General features: G+C 71.1%; 18 protein-coding genes. 10 read left to right on the forward strand and 8 right to left on the reverse strand.

The features are described from left to right. Positions 1-100: 100 nt before the first annotated feature. The 3 genes from ACWC91_RS25500 to ACWC91_RS25510 form a co-directional block, all read right to left on the reverse strand. Positions 101-997 (reverse strand): RNA polymerase sigma-70 factor, encoded by an 897-nt coding sequence (locus ACWC91_RS25500; RefSeq protein ID WP_225077173.1) that lies wholly within the window; start codon positions 995-997, stop codon positions 101-103. A gap of 125 nt (positions 998-1,122) precedes the next feature. Beyond that, a complete protein-coding gene (locus ACWC91_RS25505) occupies positions 1,123-2,328 on the reverse strand; it encodes an NAD(P)/FAD-dependent oxidoreductase (RefSeq protein WP_450640491.1) in 1,206 nt (401 codons plus the stop codon). Between the two features lie 183 nt (positions 2,329-2,511). Beyond that, on the reverse strand, positions 2,512-3,027 hold the full coding sequence (locus ACWC91_RS25510) for a CGNR zinc finger domain-containing protein (RefSeq protein ID WP_281154864.1): 516 nt from the start codon (positions 3,025-3,027) through the stop codon (positions 2,512-2,514). 116 nt (positions 3,028-3,143) lie between these two features. Here ACWC91_RS25510 and ACWC91_RS25515 point away from each other — a divergent pair, with 116 nt between their 5' ends. From ACWC91_RS25515 to ACWC91_RS25525, 3 genes are read left to right on the forward strand one after another with little or no spacing between them, the layout of a single operon-like run. Beyond that, positions 3,144-3,800: a TetR/AcrR family transcriptional regulator gene (locus tag ACWC91_RS25515; RefSeq protein WP_225077170.1), complete on the forward strand. Its 657-nt coding sequence runs from the start codon at positions 3,144-3,146 to the stop codon at positions 3,798-3,800. After that, entirely contained in the window at positions 3,797-5,164 is a 1,368-nt protein-coding gene (locus ACWC91_RS25520; RefSeq protein WP_450640489.1) for an MFS transporter, read from the forward strand. Before ACWC91_RS25515 ends, ACWC91_RS25520 begins: the two co-directional genes overlap by 4 nt. A gap of 57 nt (positions 5,165-5,221) precedes the next feature. Then, positions 5,222-6,091, forward strand: coding sequence for an alpha/beta fold hydrolase (locus tag ACWC91_RS25525; protein ID WP_450640487.1), 870 nt, complete (start codon positions 5,222-5,224; stop codon positions 6,089-6,091). A 6-nt stretch (positions 6,092-6,097) separates the two neighbouring features. Here the strand turns inward: ACWC91_RS25525 and ACWC91_RS25530 are convergent, their stop codons facing one another. Then, the gene (locus ACWC91_RS25530) at positions 6,098-7,057 is read right to left on the reverse strand and encodes a GlxA family transcriptional regulator (RefSeq protein WP_225077167.1); all 960 of its coding nucleotides are present in this window, start codon (positions 7,055-7,057) and stop codon (positions 6,098-6,100) included. Positions 7,058-7,172: 115 nt separating this feature from the next. On the opposite strand from ACWC91_RS25530, the gene ACWC91_RS25535 reads away from it, so the two are divergent. The 3 genes from ACWC91_RS25535 (at position 7,173) to ACWC91_RS25545 (ending at position 9,729) form a co-directional block, all read left to right on the forward strand. Beyond that, complete coding sequence (locus tag ACWC91_RS25535) at positions 7,173-7,811, forward strand: HD domain-containing protein (protein ID WP_281154861.1); 639 nt, start codon at positions 7,173-7,175, stop codon at positions 7,809-7,811. A gap of 165 nt (positions 7,812-7,976) precedes the next feature. Continuing rightward, positions 7,977-8,447, forward strand: coding sequence for a cation:proton antiporter regulatory subunit (locus ACWC91_RS25540; protein WP_141367452.1), 471 nt, complete (start codon positions 7,977-7,979; stop codon positions 8,445-8,447). Positions 8,448-8,451: 4 nt separating this feature from the next. Further along, a complete protein-coding gene (locus tag ACWC91_RS25545) occupies positions 8,452-9,729 on the forward strand; it encodes a cation:proton antiporter (protein ID WP_450640486.1) in 1,278 nt (425 codons plus the stop codon). Positions 9,730-10,128: 399 nt separating this feature from the next. On the opposite strand, the gene ACWC91_RS25550 is transcribed toward ACWC91_RS25545, so the two are convergent. The 3 genes from ACWC91_RS25550 to ACWC91_RS25560 form a co-directional block, all read right to left on the reverse strand. Next, complete coding sequence (locus ACWC91_RS25550) at positions 10,129-10,419, reverse strand: DUF3040 domain-containing protein (protein ID WP_225077164.1); 291 nt, start codon at positions 10,417-10,419, stop codon at positions 10,129-10,131. A gap of 428 nt (positions 10,420-10,847) precedes the next feature. Next, the gene (locus tag ACWC91_RS25555) at positions 10,848-11,006 is read right to left on the reverse strand and encodes a hypothetical protein (protein ID WP_281154859.1); all 159 of its coding nucleotides are present in this window, start codon (positions 11,004-11,006) and stop codon (positions 10,848-10,850) included. Between the two features lie 311 nt (positions 11,007-11,317). After that, on the reverse strand, positions 11,318-12,067 hold the full coding sequence (locus ACWC91_RS25560; RefSeq protein ID WP_450640485.1) for an esterase/lipase family protein: 750 nt from the start codon (positions 12,065-12,067) through the stop codon (positions 11,318-11,320). Positions 12,068-12,659: 592 nt separating this feature from the next. Between ACWC91_RS25560 and ACWC91_RS25565 the strand changes: the two genes are divergently transcribed. After that, positions 12,660-13,625, forward strand: a complete 966-nt coding sequence (locus tag ACWC91_RS25565; RefSeq protein ID WP_450640484.1) for a nitronate monooxygenase — start codon at positions 12,660-12,662, stop codon at positions 13,623-13,625. A gap of 187 nt (positions 13,626-13,812) precedes the next feature. On the opposite strand, the gene ACWC91_RS25570 is transcribed toward ACWC91_RS25565, so the two are convergent. Next, entirely contained in the window at positions 13,813-14,133 is a 321-nt protein-coding gene (locus tag ACWC91_RS25570; protein WP_450640482.1) for a hypothetical protein, read from the reverse strand. Positions 14,134-14,498: 365 nt separating this feature from the next. On the opposite strand from ACWC91_RS25570, the gene ACWC91_RS25575 reads away from it, so the two are divergent. The 3 genes from ACWC91_RS25575 to ACWC91_RS25585 all read left to right on the forward strand — a co-directional run bounded on the left by ACWC91_RS25575 (position 14,499) and on the right by ACWC91_RS25585 (position 17,743). Further along, entirely contained in the window at positions 14,499-14,996 is a 498-nt protein-coding gene (locus ACWC91_RS25575) for a HupE/UreJ family protein (protein WP_450640481.1), read from the forward strand. Between the two features lie 154 nt (positions 14,997-15,150). Further along, a complete protein-coding gene (locus ACWC91_RS25580) occupies positions 15,151-16,335 on the forward strand; it encodes an acyltransferase family protein (RefSeq protein WP_225077159.1) in 1,185 nt (394 codons plus the stop codon). Positions 16,336-16,522: 187 nt separating this feature from the next. Continuing rightward, a complete protein-coding gene (locus tag ACWC91_RS25585) occupies positions 16,523-17,743 on the forward strand; it encodes a hypothetical protein (RefSeq protein ID WP_450640479.1) in 1,221 nt (406 codons plus the stop codon). Positions 17,744-17,778 lie beyond the last annotated feature (35 nt).

Raw genomic sequence — 17,778 nt, forward strand, 5'->3', positions numbered from 1 at the left:
ACACGATGGCGCTGATCCTGGAGGCAAGGGGGACGACGCCCGAGCCGTCGTCCCCCCGCCTGATGCCACCTGGCCGGGCGTGGCAGTCGCCCACCGGTCTTCAGCGCAGGGTGAGCGGCGTCTCGGATTCGACGCGGGACAGCTTCTCCGGGTTGCGGACGTAATAGAGGCCGGTGATGCGGGCGTCCTCGACACGGGCGGCCATGATGCCGTCGATCTCGCCGTCCAGGCGTACGAAGAGCGCCGGGCCGCCGTTGACCAGCGTGGGCTCGATGGTGAGCGTGCCCCGGACCTTGCCGGCGCCGCCGACGAACATGCGGACCACCTTCTCGGCGCCGACGACCGGCCGCAGCGCGGCGTGCTTGACGCCGCCGCCGTCGCTCATCAGGACGACCTCGGGCGCGAGCACGTCGAGGAGTCCCTGCAGGTCCCCGGTCTCGAACGCGCGCTGGAACGACTCCAGGGCCGCTCGGGTCTCGCCGGGGGAGACCACCTTGCGCGGGCGGCGGGCGTCCACGTGCCGGCGAGCGCGGTGCGCGATCTGGCGGACGGCCGCGGGGCTCTTGTCGACGGCCGCCGCGATCTCGTCGTAGCCGACCTCGAAGACCTCGCGCAGTACGAAGACGGCGCGCTCCGTCGGCGACAGCGTCTCGAGGACCAGCATCAGCGCCATCGACACGCTCTCGGCGAGTTCGACGTCCTGGGCCACGTCCGGCGCGGTGAGCAGCGGCTCGGGCAGCCAGGGGCCGACGTACGCCTCCTTGCGGCGCTTCATCGCGCGCAGCCGGTTGAGCGACTGCCGGGTGGTGATCCGGACCAGATAGGCGCGTTGGTCGCGCACCTGCGCCAAGTCGACCTCGACCCACCGCAGCCAGGTCTCCTGGAGGACGTCCTCGGCGTCGGCAGCCGATCCGAGCATCTCGTAGGCGACGGTGAAGAGCAGGTTGCGGTGGGCGATGAACGCTTCGGTCGCGAGGTCGGTGGCGTGGTCGCTCATGCGTCGACCCTCTCCTTCGCGGACGGCCTTGTCACGGGGGCATTCAAGCGTGCGTGCACAGCACGGTCCCTTTCGTCGGTGGCCGTACGATCCGGCCGGCCTGTTCGGTGCCCACACGTGCCTGGCTAGGCTGCCCGTGCGCCGGTGGCCGGCGCCTCGCCGCGCCGGCCCTCCAGCAGCTCCCGGCGCTTGGCGCCTCCCGAGACGCGGTGCAGGCCGTACGAACCGGGCTTGCGCGCCTCGTCGGCCAGGTGCTTGACGATGCCCCTGCACACGAACTCCTTGACCTTCGCGCCGGCGCGACCGCCGATGTGGAACCACAGCGCGACATCGTGCCTGTGGGCGAACTGGAAGATGCCTGCGCGTCGGCCCAGGCTGACGCACTGGCCGGCGAACACCTGGTTGAGGGCCGAGGGCCGCTCGCCCGTGATCCGGCTGAGCACCGTGTCGGCGGCCCGCGCGCCCAGAGGAATCGCGGCCTGGCAGCTCATCCGCAACGGCAGGTCCGACGGTGCCGCCGAGTCCCCGGCCGCGACGACACGCTCGTCGTCCACGCTCGTCAGCGTCTCGTCCGTGAGCAGGCGGCCCAGGGCGTCGGTGCTCAGCCCACTGCGCGCGGCCAGGTCCGGCACGCCGAAGCCGGCGGTCCAGACGGTCACCCGGCTCGGCAGCTCGCGGCCGTCACCGAGCTGTACGGCATCGCGGGTCACCGCCGTCACCTCCGTGCCGGGACCGTCGAGCACGGTCACGCCCAGCGCCGCCAGCCGCCCCGCCACCGAGCGTCGGCCCCGGGGGTGCAGGTACGGGCCGAGCACCCCACCGCAGACCAGGGTCACGGTGCGGCCGGCCTCCGCCAGCTCGGCGGCGGTCTCGATGCCGGTGGGACCCGCTCCGACGACCGTCACGGTGTCCGTCGCGGTGGCGGCGTCGACGATCGGCCGCAGCCGCTGCGCCTCCTCCAGGGTGGCGATCGGGTGGGCGAACTCGGCCGCACCGGGCACGCGCGGGTCGGCGCTGCCACTGCCCACCGCGTAGATCAGGTAGTCGTAGCCGACCGCGCCGCCCGACGCCAGCGTCACGCGGCGCGTGGCCGCGTCGATCCGTGTCGCGGAGCCGACCACCAGCCGGACGCCGTCGGCCAGGACGTCCCGGTAGTCGACGACGGCGTCGTCGGTCCCGCCCACCAGCTGGTGCAGGCGGATCCGATGGACGAAAGTGGGGCGCGGGTTGATCAGCGTCACCGTCACGTCGTCGCGCAGCGTCAGGCGGTTGGCGGCCATGACGCCGGCGTATCCGCCACCGATCACGACGACGTCCGTGTTCTCCACCATGGTGTCTCCTCCGTTTCCAGGGGTTCGGCCTCAAGACACCGCGTGAGGGACCGCTGTGACAGCATGTGAGGCGAATCACTGCGCGGACGTGGGACCGCTCCGGGACACGCGAGAGAAGCCGCGGACGGGCGGCAGGCGGCAGGCGTCGGGATCCGAGCCGCTCGGCACGCGGGCGAGCAGGTGTTACTCGGTGGCGGCGTCGCGGGTGCGCTGGTAGTGGCGCCGTGCCTTCATACGGTTGCCGCAGACGGCCATCGAGCACCAGCGGGCCTTGTTGGTCTTGCTGCGGTCGATGAGGAAGCGCCGGCACTCGGGGTTGGCGCACGGCCGCAGCCGCCCTGGGATCGTCCGCTCAAGCGCGCTCCACGCCAGGACCGCTTCCACCGCCATCCGGCGCTCCGGAGGGGTGTCCAGCTCCCACGACACCCCCGCGGGCGACATGCGCGGGCGGGAGGTGACGCCCTTCAGGAGCGGGGCCAGCGACGTGGCGGGCCGGGTACCGCGCACCACGTCCTGGAGGGCGTCCCGCGCCTGTACGAGGCCGCGCAGCTCGTCCTCGGTTCCGCTGCCGCCGTGGGTCTGCTGCCAGGACCTGGCCGCTTCCGGATCCGCCAGCCGGTCCTGGACGACACCGTTGACCACCGGCGTGCTGTTGAGGAGTTCCAGCAGCGCGTCCTGCCGCTCCCGCTCGGTCGCCATCGCACCACCTAACCGAATCAGCTCGCTTGACAGGTTACACGCACGAATCACATCGACCAGCCCTCGACCGGCCAAGGCGAGTAGACACTGTCTACGCCTGCTGGTAGACAGTGTCTATGAGTGAAGAGGGCTCCCTGCGGGAGCGGCTGATCGATGCCGGGGTGGATCTTGTGCTCACCGAGGGCTCCGCGTCCGTGGGCCTGCGGGAAACGGCCCGTCGAGCGGGGGTGTCGCACGGGGCGCCGCGCCGTTACTTCCCCACGCACCACGCGCTGCTGTCCGCCATCGCCCTGCGCGGCTTCGAGGACCTCGGCGCCCGGTTCGAGGCCGCGATCGCCGGGGCGACCACGCCGCGCGCCCAGTTGGAGGCCGTCGCGCGGGTGTACGTCCGGTACGCGCTGGAGTGCCGCGGCATGTTCGAGCTGATGTTCCGGCACGATCTGCTCGACAGCGGGCCGCAGGCACCGGACCGGCCCCGGCTGCGCCGGACGACCCTCCCGCTGTTCGCGCGCATCACCCAACTCGTCGCCCGGTGCCGGTCGGAGCGCGATGCCGCGCAGGGCGCCGACGAGCCGGACGAGACAGCGCCGCCGCCTGCCGTGACTGCCGCCGCCCTGTGGTCGAACCTGCACGGAACAGCCCAGCTGTGGGCCTGGGGCAGCCTGCAACTGGCCCTCGGGGAAACGCCGTTGGGCGGAGGTCCCGCTGACGATCAGTGCGACCGGCTCATCGCGGCCGTTCTGGCCGCCCACCTCGGCCCGGTGACGTCGTGACCGCCCCCTTCCAACGGCGGCTCGCGCTTCTGGTCAGCGTGGCCGGCGCGGTGATCGTCGCGCTGGACGGGACCATCCTGCTCGTGGCGCAACCCGGCCTCCAGCGTGATCTCGGCGCGAGCATGGCCCGGATCCAGTGGACGAGCACCGGCTACCTGGTCGCGGTGGCCGCGTTACTCGTGATCGCCGGGCGCCTCGGGGACCGGTACGGACATCCGCGCCTGCTGTTCGTCGGCGTCCTCGGTTTCGGGGCCGCCTCGGCCGGGATCGCGCTCGCGCCGACCGTCGGCTGGGTGGTGGTCCTGCGCGTGGTGCAGGGCGGGTTCGGGGCGCTCCTGCAACCCGCGACGCTGGCGCTGCTGCGGCTGATGCATCCCCCGGAACGGCTCGGCACGGCGATCGCCGTCCGCACCAGTGCGATCGCGGTCGCCGCGGGGTCCGGTCCCATTCTCGGCGGCGTTCTCGTGGCGCACTGGGGCTGGCGTGCCGTGTTCTGGATCAACGTGCCCGTCGCGTGCGTCATCGCGGCTCTCGTCCTCGCCGTGCGGACGCCGCCACCCGAACGTGCCGACTCCTCGCGGCTCAACCTCCTCGGTGCGGGCCTGCTCGCGATCGCGCTCGTGGTCCTGGTGCACGCCCTGACCGGTGTGCCCGCGCGGGGGTGGACCGCGGCGCCGACGCTGCTCGAACTCCTCGCCGTCGCAGGCGTCGTGGCGCTGCTCGTCCGGCACGAGCGGCGCGCCGCACACCCGATCGTCCCGCCTGCCGTGGCGCGGTCCGTACCCGTGACGGCCTCGATGGCCATCCTGCTGGTCACGTCCGCCGGCCTGTTCGGCACGCTGTTCAGGGCCACGTTCCATCTCCAGGACGGACTTGGCCTCGATCCGCTCACCTGCGGTCTGCGCGTCGTGCCGCTGACCGTGTTCATGGTCCTCGGCTCACCCGTCGCGGACGCCGCGCTGCGCCGGTACGGTGCGCGGCGCACCGCGATCGCCGGCACGGGCCTCGTCGTGGCCGGCATCGCCGGGCTGTCCCGGCTCGACGCGACCGGTCCGTGGACGGTCATGGGCGCGGCCTTCGCCGTCATGGGTGCCGGGTTCGCCACGGTGATGGTCACCGCCACCGGGACCGTCGTCGGCGACGCGCCGCCGGGGTACGCGGGGGTTGTCGGCGGGCTCAAGCAGACCGCCATGAACATCGGACCGACCCTCGGTATCGCCGTCGCGGCCGGCGCGACCGGGTCCGCCGTTCCGGCGATGGGTTCCGCCCTGCCGGCCCTGGCCGCACTCACCGCCCTCGGTCTGCTGCCCGCCTGGCGGCTGCCCCGCCATGACCTAACCAGTAAAAGCGTCTTGACTGGTTAGGTAGAAGGTGTTCGACTGGATACATCACCACTGATGTTCGAGAGACGGGTGAGAGGCATGGTCCACGCAGTCCACCACCGCACGGCCACCGTCAACGGTCTCGAGGTCTTCCACCGGGAAGCCGGCGATCCCCAGGCGCCCCCGGTCGTGCTCCTGCACGGCTTTCCGACCAGCTCGCACATGTTCCGCCACCTGATCCCGGCGCTCGCGGACCGGTACCGCGTGATCGCCCCCGACCACATCGGGTTCGGCCAGTCGGCGATGCCCTCCCCGCAGGACTTCCCGTACACCTTCGACGCCCTCACCGAGATCACCTCAGGGCTGCTCCGGCAACTGGGCGTCGACCGGTTCGCGATGTACGTGCAGGACTACGGCGCCCCCATCGGCTGGCGTCTCGCCCTCCAGGCCCCGGACCGCGTCACCGCGATCATCACCCAGAACGGCAACGCCTACGAGGAAGGCTTCGTCAAGCCCTTCTGGGACGGCGTCTTCGCCTACGCCAAGACACCCGGGCCGGCCACCGAAGCCTCCATGCGAGGCGCCCTGACGCCCGATGTCACACGCTGGCAGTACGTCAACGGGGTCGCCGACCCCACCCTGGTCAGCCCCGACAACTGGGTCCACGACCAGGCCCTGCTGGACCGGCCGGGCAACGACGAGATCCCACTCCGGCTCTTCCGCGACTACCCCTCCAACGTGGACCTTTACCCCGAGGTCCAGCGGTACTTCCGCGACTCCCGGGTCCCGCTGCTGGCGGTCTGGGGAGCCAACGACGAGATCTTCGGCCCCGACGGCGCCACGGCGTTCGGCCGGGACCTGCCCGATGCCGAGATCCACCTGATCGAGTCCGGGCACTTCGCTCTGGAAAGCCACCTCGACGCCATCACCGGGCACATCCGCGACTTCCTCGCCCGCGTCCTCGCCTGACGCGGACTACCGCTGTTCGCGGGTGGTGGCGAAGCGCCTCCGGTAGTGGGTCGGCGTGGTGCCCAGATGGCGGGCGAAGGCGCGGCGGAGGGTCTCGTCCGTGCCGAGCCCGCTGTGGTGCGCGGCCGAGGTCACGCTGTGGCCTTCGAGCAGCAACTGCTGGGCGCGGTCGAGGCGGACCCGCTCGACCCAGCGTGCTGGCGTGGTGCCGAGCTCGGCGCGGAACAGCCGGGCCAGATGCCGAGGGCTGACGGCGACGGACGCGGCCATGGCGGGCAGGCTGTGGTCGGCGGCCGGATCGGCGAGCACGGACGCGATCAGCGGGCGGAGCAGGTCACCGCGGGGAGGCGGGGTCGTGATGGCCGTGGAGAACTGCGACTGCCCGCCCGGACGTTGCATGAAGACGACCAGTTCACGCGCGACGTTCCTCGCCACGTCGGCGCCGTGGTCGTCCTCCACCAGGGCGAGCGTCAGGTCGATGCCCGCGCTGATGCCCGCGGAGGTGACGTACCGCCCGTCGCGGATGTGCATGGCGTCCGGTTCGACGCGCACACGAGGGTAGCGGCGGGCGAACGCGGCCGCGTGCCGCCAGTGCGTCGTCGCGCGGCGGCCGTCCAGCAGGCCCAGTTCGGCCAGGACGAAGGCGCCGGTGCACACCGAGGCGACCCGTGGCGCCCGCGCGGTGAGGGCGCCCGCCGCGGCCAGCAAATCCTCCTCGATCGGCTGCTGGGCCAGCTGATCGCCCCCGGCGACCACGACCGTGTCGACCGGGCCCGCGTCGGCCGCCGGGACCGTGCCGGTCAGTGCCGGCCCGGCGGAGGTGGTGACGGTCCCGCCCCGTGGAGAGACCAGCACCAGCTCATAGCCGGGGGCGAGCCGACCCGCCTGATGGAGAACCTCCGACGGACCGCTGACATCGAGCATGGTCACCCCCTCGAAGACGACGAAGCCAACCCGATGCGTCATGTCCGAATCCGTGGTTCTCCTGGCAGTAATGACATGGCCCAGCCTACGTCGTCCGGTGAACCCTGGAGGCGGATCACCGATCCGGGCAAGGCCGGGCGAGAAAGGCGGACGAACGATGAACGAAGTGATCGCAGGAGTGCGGATCCCTGACACCACCCTGGTACGGGAGGCGACCGAACTGGTCCGCGACGTCGCCCCGCCGCTGCTCTTCCACCACTCCCGGCGGGTCTTCCTCTGGGGATCGCTGCGCGGCCGGGAGCAGCGGCTCGACTTCGACCCCGAACTGCTCTACGTGGGCGCGATGTTCCACGACCTCGGGCTCACGAAGCGTATGCGTCGCACCGACCAGCGCTTCGAGATCGACGGCGCCGACGAGGCCCGCCGCTTCCTGCACGCCCACGGCATCACCGGCGAGCCGGCCGACCGTGTCTGGGCGAGCATCGCCCTGCACACCACCCCGGAGATCCCGCTGCACATGGCACCCGAGATCGCCCTGGTGACCCGCGGGGTGGAACTGGACGTCCTGGGCATCGGCTATCACACGGTCTCCGACGAGGAGCGCGCTGCGGTCGTCTCCGCGCACCCGCGCCCGGATTTCAAGAACCGGATCCTCGCCGCCTTCACCGAAGGCGTCGAGGAACGCCCCGATACGACCTTCGGGAACGTCAAGGCCGACGTCCTGGCATACTTCGTACCCGGCTTCCGGCGCACCGACTTCGTCGAGGTCATCAAGAACTCCGACTGGCCCGAATGACCAGCTCCACCCCCGCTGGATTCCCTCTCCGACGCTCCCGATTGAGACGCAGCTGACACCGTCCGCAATTCCCTGCGCATGACACGACTCGATAGGGTGCCGTTAAAGGTTGCCTAAAGAAACCGCCAAGTCGGACAGGGAGAAACAACTGTGGGCGCTGCGCGCATGAGTGGTACGCCGTTGCCGGGAATCGGGGTCCGCTACGACCTCAGCACGCGAGAACAGCGCCGTCTGTCCGTGGTCGCGCACCGGGACGGATCGCGGACCCTGAGCGCGTACCGCGAGGACGATCCCGACGCCTGCGCTCTGTCCGTGCGGCTGACCGCCGGGGAGGCGGCGGCCGTCATCGACGCGCTCATGCCGGCGCATCACAGCCCCAACCTCCTGTCGACGACCGAGTTGGGGCTGGTCGCGGAGCGCGTCGAACTGTCGGCGACCTCGCACTGGAACGGACGGCTGCTGGGCGAGACCCGGATGCGTACCGAGACCGGTGTGTCGATCGTGGCGGTGCTGCGACGGGCCGAGGCGATCCCGTCCCCCGGGCCGGACCTCCGGCTCGCGGGCGGGGACACGCTGATCGTGATCGGCACGCGCGAAGGCGCCGATGCCGCCGCTGCGATTCTCGGACGGGAGTGATCGCGTGCATTCGTCTGCGGTCTTCCTGATCGAGTTCGGCGCGATCATCCTGGGCCTGGGGTTGCTGGGCCGGTTCGCCGGGCGCTTCCAGTTCTCGCCCATCCCCCTGTATCTGCTGGCCGGACTCGCCTTCGGCCAGGGCGGACTGCTCCCGCTGGACACCAGTGAGGAGTTCGTCGCCATCGGCGCCGAGATCGGCGTCATTCTGCTGCTGCTCATGCTGGGGCTGGAGTACACCGCCAGTGACCTGGTCTCCAACCTCAAGACCCAGTACCCGGCGGGGCTCGTCGACGCCACGCTCAACGCCCTGCCCGGCGCCGCCATGGCGCTGCTGCTGGGCTGGGGACCGGTGGCAGCGGTCGTCCTCGCGGGGGTGACCTGGATCTCCTCGTCCGGTGTGATCGCCAAGGTCCTGGGCGATCTGGGACGGCTGGGCAACCGGGAGACCCCGGTGATCCTCAGCATCCTGGTCCTCGAGGACCTGTCCATGGCCGTGTACCTGCCGATCATCACCGCCCTGCTGGCCGGCGCGGGCCTGGCGGCGGGCAGCGTCACGCTGGCCATCGCCCTCGGGGTCGCCGCCCTGGTGCTGCTGGTGGCGGTGCGGTTCGGCCGGCACATTTCGCGCTTCGTCTCCAACGACGACCCCGAGAAGCTGCTGCTGGTCGTGCTGGGCCTGACCCTGCTGGTCGCGGGGCTCGCACAGCAGTTGCAGGTCTCGGCCGCCGTGGGCGCGTTCCTGGTCGGCATCGCCCTGTCCGGCGAGGTGGCGGAGGGCGCGCACAATCTCCTCGCCCCGCTGCGTGACCTGTTCGCCGCGGTGTTCTTCGTGTTCTTCGGACTGCACACCGACCCCCAGAGCATTCCGCCGGTGCTGCTGCCGGCGCTGGCCCTGGCCGTCGTCACCGCGATGACCAAGATCGCCACCGGGTACTGGGCAGCCAAGCGGGCCGGTATCTCCGTCAAGGGACGCTGGCGCGCGGGCGGCACGCTGGTCGCCCGGGGCGAGTTCTCCATCGTCATCGCCGGGCTCGCCGTCACCGCCGGGATCGAGCCCGACCTGGGCCCGCTGGCCACGGCGTACGTGCTGATCCTCGTCATTCTCGGCCCGCTCTCCGCTCGCTACACCGAACCGGTGGCGCGGCGTCTGACGGGCCTGTTCGGCAGGACCGCACCGGCCGGCGGCGCACCGGCCGAGGGCTGGGCACCAGAATCCGGGCCGCAGGAGACGGCGAGCGGCCAGGAGACGGTGACCGATCAGGGCACGGTCGGCCGGTCTTGATTGGGACGGTCTGCGGATCAGGGCACGGTCGGCCGGTCTTGATTGGGACGGTCTGCGGATCAGGGCACGGTCGGCCGGTCTTGATTGGGACGGTCTGCGGATCGGGACACGGGTCGGCCGGTCTTGATCGGGACGGTCTGCGGATCGGGACACGGGTCGGCCGGTCTTGATCGGGACGGTCTGCGGATCAGGGCACGGTCACCGGTCGTGATCGGGATGGTCTGCGGATCAAGGCGCGGGTCGGCCGGTCGTGATCGGGATGGTCTGCGGGTCATGAGTGACACAGCCGGCGGATCATGAGTGAGGACGGCCGGGTGGCACTGACGGAGCACCACACGGTCCCGCTCCTCGCCGTCCCGGCCGTCCACCGTGGTGCGGCCGTCCGGCGGGCCGTCGCGGTCAGGACCGGGGTGGGGGAGTCCGCTGTCTGCGCGCGGTGCGCTGGGGGTCGCACAGTTCCGCGGCCATTCCGGCCAGGACCAGGCCGGTGACGATCAGCAGCCCGTGGGCCAGAGCGACACCGGTGCCCAGCGCCACCAGGGCGAGGGCGAACAGCGGCCAGACCCGGGTGCGCCGGTATTCGCGCGGCGGGCAGGGCCGTCCGGCCCGGAGGGCGCGGGCGAACCGGGGATCGTCCCGGTACACGCGAGCCGCGATCTCGCTGAGCAGCTTGTCATCGGTTCCGGGCATGACGCGCTCCTCTCGGCACGCGGCGGCGGGCAGGCGCCACAGTCGGCGGTCCGGGCCGTGCGGGCGGGAACCCGCGTGCGACCAGGTCGCCGTGGCACTGCCGCCATCCGTGCCGGGCTCCTCTCGTGACTCGACGGACTCGCGGCTCTCTCCCCCTCTCAGGGGCGCCGCGGCCCGCACCCGTGCCCGGGCAGGCGGCAACGTCATGCCGCACGCCGGTACGACCGTCGAAAGGGGGTTTGACTCCACCTTCACCCGTCGCCGGGGGCCGTCGCCATCGGGTCCAACACCCATTTACGTGGGGCTCGGACCCCCAGGAACGGCACCGAATGGGTGCCGGACCCGATGGACCCGGCCCGTATGCCGCCCGCACCAGGCCCGTAGGCAGCCCGTACCAGGCCCGGAAACCGCCCGCATCAGGCCCTGCATCACGCCCTGACCCACCGCCGGACCAGCGCAATGAACGCCGCCTCCTGCACCTTGACCTCGGCGAGGTCCTTGAAGGTCACCAGAGCCCGGTCGCCGGAACGCCACCGCATCAGGCCGCTGTCGTCGTCGAACGTGAACGAGGCGGCGTCGTCCTTCACCTTCGCGCCCCGGTGGAAGACGAGTGACGTCCCTGGACCTCAACTGGAAAGTCACCCGGTCGACACCGCCGTAGCAGAAGCTCGGCGCCTTCCACTTCACCTGCTCGGTGATCAGCGGATCGGCCCGCAGGATCGCGGCGCGCAGGTACTCGACCGCTTCCCTCTGCGGATGATCGACCGTCTCCATCAGCTGGTCGACCTCACCACCGCGGGCAGTCGTCATCCGGCTCACCCCTCCTGGCGGTTGACCGCGGGAACCTCCGCGCGTCACCAGAGTGGCATGCGGCAGTCGTTCGCAGGGTCGCCGCGGCTCAAGCCGCGGCCAGGGGCTCGGCGACGCGCGCATCGCGGAGCACGCGGCAGACCTCACCGACGACCCTGCCGTGCAGCGGCAGCGAGACGTGGCCGACGGCCCGCACAGGGACGTTGCGTATCCGCAGGTCGGGGTGGACCAGCCGGGCGTTGGCGGCGGGAACGATCAGCTCGTCGAGGTCGCTGTGGAATGCCACGAAGCGGGTCTGACAGCCGGGAGCGGGCTCGGCGAGCTCCGTGAGCACGTCGCTGCCCGGCCGGAGCTGCCGGATCGCCCGAAGCGGCAGAGGCACGGCCGCGGCCAGCGTGCCGTGGTGCGGGGCGCCCAGGGTGACCAGAGTGTGCACGCGGGCGTCGCCGCCCATGCGCTGCGCGTAGTAGCGGGCGACCACCCCGCCGAGACTGTGGCCGATCACGTGGACACGCTCGTGCCCGCTGTCCTCGCAGATCCGCTCCACCTGCTCCGCCAGCAACCGCGCGGCGCTGCGGACGTCGTTGCTCAGCCAGCTGTAGTTCAGCACGGCGACCCGGCGAAAACCCGCCTGCCGCAGGCCGCGTCCCATGACGTGGAAGATCGCCCGGTTGCTGAACAGACCGTGGACCAGCAGGACCGGGCGGTCGGCGGAGACGGCCGGAAGGGCCACGGCGCCGTCCGACGGCGCCGCCCGCCGGGATCCGGGCCCGCGGTGTTCCCCGCCCTCGCCAAGACCGGACGGGTAGAGGGCCAGTGCCGCGACGATCGCGGCCACCTCCACGGCGGCGCCGAAGACGGCTCCGGGAAGTGAGCGGACCGGGAGCAGGCTTCCGCGGGAAACCGGTGGCTCGGCCGGGCCAGGAGGTGTCACCCCAGCGCTACGACATCTGGAAGGTTCCCGTCCGGAAAGAATCATGGCTCGACTCCTCACGCCGCCAGGGGTGCGCGCTGCCGGGAACCACGCGGTGGAGCACGCCCCGCCGCACGGAGGAGGCTCCGGTCCGAGCCCGCGCCCGAGGGCCGCCGCCGAACGGAAACCGGCTGGTGACGCCCGTCCGCTCCAACGGATTGCGGGGACGTTAAGCCGAAGTTTCCGCTGTCGGCAATGGTTAGGTGGCCCACCTCACACGCGGTTCACGAGCGGCGACCGGACGATTCCGGTGAGACATCGATTCGGCGGGATCGTGTCATGCGAGGGCGCTGCGCCCACCGACATCAGGGCCGTCAAGGGCGTCCGACCGATGGCCAAGTTCGCCGAGCGGCTCCGGCACCGCCGGTCCGCAATCCGTGCGTATCGCTGTGCGCAGGGCGAAGGAGTCCGTCGATCGCACTGCGACCGGCACCGCGCGTGGGTGAGGATTGCGGCCATGGGATTGTCGACGGCGTTCACGGAACTGTTCGGTGTGGAGCATCCGATCGCCCTGGCGCCGATGGGCGGGTCCGCCGGCGGTGCCCTGGCCGCGGCGGTCTCGCGCGGCGGCGGGCTCGGACTGCTGGGCAGCGGGAACGGGGACCGGGAGTGGCTGGCACGCGAACTGCCCGTCCTGGCCCGCGAGTGCGCCGGAAAACCCTGGGGCATCGGCTTCCAGACGTGGGCGATCGACGACGGCGCGATCGCGTGGGCACTGGAGCAGAGGCCGGCGGCGGTGATGCTGTCGTTCGGTGACCCCGGTCCGTTCGCGGAGCGTGTCCGAAACGCGGGTACGGCGCTGATCCTTCAGGTCACCGACCTGGAGGAGGCCCGCAGAGCGGTGGATCTCGGTGCGGACGTGATCGTGGCGCAGGGCACCGAGGCCGGCGGGCACGGTGCCCGGCGCGGGCGGTCCACGCTGCCGTTCGTGCCCGTCGTGGCGGACCTGGCGGCGCCGGTGCCGGTGCTTGCGGCGGGCGGGATCGCCGACGGCCGGGGCGTGGCGGCCGCCCTGGCGCTGGGGGCCGCCGGAGCACTGCTCGGCACCCGCTTCCAGGCCACGACCGAGGCCCTGGTCGCCCCGGCGACCGCCCGGGCGATCGTCGAGGGCCGCGGGGAGGACACCGAGCGCAACAGGGTGCTGGACATCGCCCGTGGTTCGCGCTGGCCGGCGAAGTACACCGCGCGCACCCTCGGTCACCCTTTCCTCGACGCATGGCGGGGCCGGGAGGAGGAACTCGCGGCTGCCCCGCATGCGCGGCAGGCGTACGAGGACGCCGTCGCGCGACGCGAGATCCCGGCCCTGCCGCAGTGGGCCGGCGAGGGGGTCGACCTCATCGACGACCAGCCGTCCGCGGCCGGTCTGGTCGGTGCTCTGGCCGCCCAGGCGGAGGAAGCGCTGGCCCGAGCCGCCAGGCGCTGACCGCGCGATCACCGGGGAGCGGCGATCACGGCCGTTCGGCAGGTCGCGCGCCGGCGGTTCACGGCCGAAGGGCCGAAGACCGCACGTGCGGTCCTCGGCCCTTCGGCGCAGCGGTCATACCGGCTGTGACAGCGGTGTCAGAGAGTGGCGGTCGGCCTCCGCGGCACAGCGCGACCTCCGAGGCGCGTCAGCGACGGCCGGGGAAGTGGGGACGGTCGCCGTACCAGCCGTGGTGCCGGTCCCAGCCGTGGCGCCGGTCCCAGTGCCGGTTGTTGTACCAGCCGTGGTGGTGCCAGGCCCGGTACGGGTAACGGTCGCCGAAGTGACCGAGGCGCCCGTCGAAGTCGTGGTCGAACCTGCCCTCCGCGGGGCGGCTGTGCGGGAAGCTCCTTCCGTTGTCGCGGTCGTGGTTTCCTGCGGCCATGGACGGCAGGGCGGCCGCACCGACGAGGGCGCCCGAAGCCACACACGTGGCGAGCAGGCGGAGCGCCGTACGAGAAACAGACATGAATCCCCTCACGGTCGTGCACCCCCACCGGTCAGGTGGGGCGTGCGATCCGATTCCCGGCTCTGTGCCGAGGCGCCACACTGTGGCCCGCTACGACGACAGCAGATGACCAAAAGGATTCGTGTTACGAAACGCGGATATATCCGTAACTCTCCCTTGTACGGACCATCGATCCGGGGAGAGCGCGGGCCGCCAGCCCCCTCCCCGCCCCGAACCGCCCCGCGATCTGGGGGAAAACAGCTGACGATTCGTAACGCTCCTGGCGGTCTCGCCGCCTCGACTCCCGCGAATGGCCGAATGGCCTTCGTAACAGCGGGGGTGCGTCCTATCGGGGGACCCGCGGACGGCGGCGATCCGGCCGGTCGGTGGCGAGGCGCAGGTCTGCAAGGTGCAGTCCCGGCTCACGAACGCCCGGCGCCGGAAGCCGGCCCGCGGCGCGCTTCTCCCGTGCCGGCCGCCGACCCGGTGCGGAGGACACGCGGTGCCGCGGCCGGGACCGGGAGAAGCGCTGGGGGCGGCTCACCGGCGGCGAGGGACTGGACCTGGCGACCGAACTCTCCGGCATCCACAGCGTCACGTTCCTGCTGGCGGCGCTCGGAGTGGTGGAGGTGCGCGGCGCCCTCGCCGAGCCGGTCATCGCGGCGACGATCATCGTCGTGGCGGCCGCCAACCTCCTCGGAAAGGGTGAGGACAGGTTCGGCAAGTGGCGGCTTCCGGTGGTCTTCGCCTTGCTGACCCTGGTCCACCGGACACCCGCGGCCCGCTGGGTGGCGGTCGCGCTGACGACAGCCTTCGTCACGATCGGCCTGTACTGGTTCCTGGACCGCGTCTGCGGCGCCGCGGGTCCGATGGGCTCCGCCTGAAGTCTTGGAGAACCCTTCGGATCGGCCCGGTGAGCATCGCGGCAACTTCGGTTCACCCTCTGCGCTTTTGTGGCGGGGGGCGGCCGGGAGGCCCGTAACGTGAGGCGTCCGTGATCTTCCAGCAGTGGTTCTTACTAAGGGGGGTTGAGTGCCGATGCGTGACGCGCGGGGCACATTGTCCATACCTGTACCGGGGATCGCGGCCGGGACCGGCCGACCGCCACGGCCCACCCGGCCGCGCGGGCCCGCCATTTCGGTACGAACCGGCCCCCGCCTGTACGCCATCGACGCCATCCGCCTGCTCGCCGCCCTGATGGTCGCCGTGCACCACTACGCGGGCACGCGCCGCGTCGACCAGCCGGGCAACGCGATATGGGACCGCCCTGTCTCCGACATCATGCCGACGGTGTTCCACTTCGCGACGTACGGCTGGATCGGCGTCGAGATCTTCTTCGTGATCAGCGGCTTCGTGATCTGCATGTCGTGCTGGGGCCGCACTCCTCGCCAGTTCTTCGTCTCGCGTGTGATCCGGCTCTACCCGGCGTACTGGTTCGCGATCGTGTTCACGACGGCCGTGCTGGCGGCCCTGCCGGGCGTCTGGGAGCGTCTGCGGCCGCGTGACGTCCTGCTCAACTTCACCATGCTCCAGTCCGGTTCGGGCGTGCAGAACGTGGACGGCGTGTACTGGACCCTGTGGGCGGAACTCCGCTTCTACCTGCTCTTCCTGCTGGTGGTGGTCACCGGGCTGACGTACCGCAAGGTCGTTGTCTTCTGCTGTGTGTGGGGCGCCGCCGCGATGCTCGCGCCGGTGGCCTCGTTCCCCCTCCTCGATCTGCTCGCCGGCCCCGACGCCGCCTGGTACTTCATCGCCGGCCTCGCGCTCTACCTCATGCACCGCTTCGGCCAGGACCTGCTCCTGTGGGGCATCCTGGCCATGTCGTGGCTCATGGGCCAGCGGGAGCTGGGGCAGCGCATCGACGAGGTCGAGCACGTCTCCAGCTGGCGGGGCGCCGTGCTCCTGTACACGGTGTTCCTGCTCGTCATGATCGCCATCGCCCTCGGTCTGACCGACCGCATCCGCTGGAAGTGGCTGGTCACGGCCGGGAGTTTGACCTACCCGCTCTACCTGATGCACTACGCGGCCGGTACGACGCTGATCAACCGACTGCGGGACACGATGGACGCCCGGCTGCTGGTCGCCTCGCTGCTCGCCTGCTTCCTGGTGCTGAGCTACCTGGTCCACCGCTGCGTGGAGCGGCCCCTGGCAGGAGCGCTGAAGGGGGGCCTGGACACGTCGTTCGCCCGGATGCGGAACGCGGGACGCGCCGACCGGGAGTGACAGCAGCGGCGCAGGACCGAAACCTTCGTCGGGACGGGGTTCGTCACCGCACCGAGGGGCGGTGACTGTCCGGTTCCAGACATGCCGGTTTCGGACAGTAAACGACCGTTCAACAATTGGTAGTTGGGCTTACAGACTGGGCGACGCCCGCGGATGCCTCACCAGGCACCTCAAAGAAGGAGTCCCCGTGAAGAAGGCCCTTTCCGTGGCGGCGAGCATGGCAATCGCCGCGACCTGTGCTTTTGGCATGGCGCTTCCCGCGCATGCCGCCGATACGACCGGGACCACGACCGTCGCGAGCCGGCCGCTGCAGTCGGCCGTCGACACCTCGGCGATGGCCCCGCAGACCAAGGCCCTCGCTGACAGGATTCTGGCCAAGCTGCCCGCCGACTGGGAGTCCCGCGTCGACGCGGCCCGTGCCAAGTACGGCCTGAACGAGTCACAGTGGAGCGAGATCCGCGACAGTGCGATCAACCCCGGCGACTACCAGTGCCAGCGCACCGAACTGACGACGTACGCCAACACCCTCCTCGACGGCGTCGAGGACCCGTTCACCCTCCTGATTCTCCAGCTCTTCGGCGGCTTCGATCTCCCGACCTACGACGCGCTGATCTTCGGCTCGGAGTCGAAGGCGAACACCTTCGGCGTCAACGGCGAGTACACCCACAAGCTCACCGCCGAGATGAAGAACCTCAAGCGCTTCTGGGACATCGACTCGGCGGGCATCGAGCTGATTCCCATGCACGGGGCCGACGTCTTCTCCAGCCCCGACCGGCTCGCGCGCACGCTCGCCGTGCTGTACGGCGGGACGCCCGAGGACAACCTCGACCTGGCCGAACTGTTCATCGAGCTGGTCGACTCGGAACCCGTACTGCAGGGCGGCGCGAACCCGATCTTCACGTTCAACGCCTTCGCCTACAGCGAGGTGGACGATCCGGATCCCCTCGGCATCTCGGACCGGATCATCATGGGTGACGGCATCATGCAGGGCATGACCGAGGTGGGTCTGGGCGATGTCGCGCCTCGGGCCATCGTGGGCCACGAGTTCGGTCACCACGTGCAGTACCAGAACAACCTCTTCGAGAGCGACCTGGCGGGCCCGGAGGCCACCCGCCGTACCGAGCTCATGGCCGACGCGTTCGGCACGTACTACCTGACCCACGCGCGCGGCGAGGCGCTGAACGCCGCCCGCCTCCTCAAGTCCGAGAAGTCGTTCTACCAGGTCGGCGACTGCAGCTTCACCAGCTCGGGCCACCACGGCACGCCGAACCAGCGGCTCGCCTCCTCCAGTTGGGCGGCGGGCGTGGCCAACGACGCGCCGAACCAGGGGCACATCCTGCCCTCGCTCAAGCTGGACGAGCTGTTCGAGGCCAAGCTCCCCGACCTGGTCAAGCCGGACGCCGGCTGACGACTGCGGTCCCACGGAGCGGCGTTGACCGCCTG

The sequence above is a fragment of the Streptomyces sp. NPDC001204 genome, from assembly GCF_053598035.1.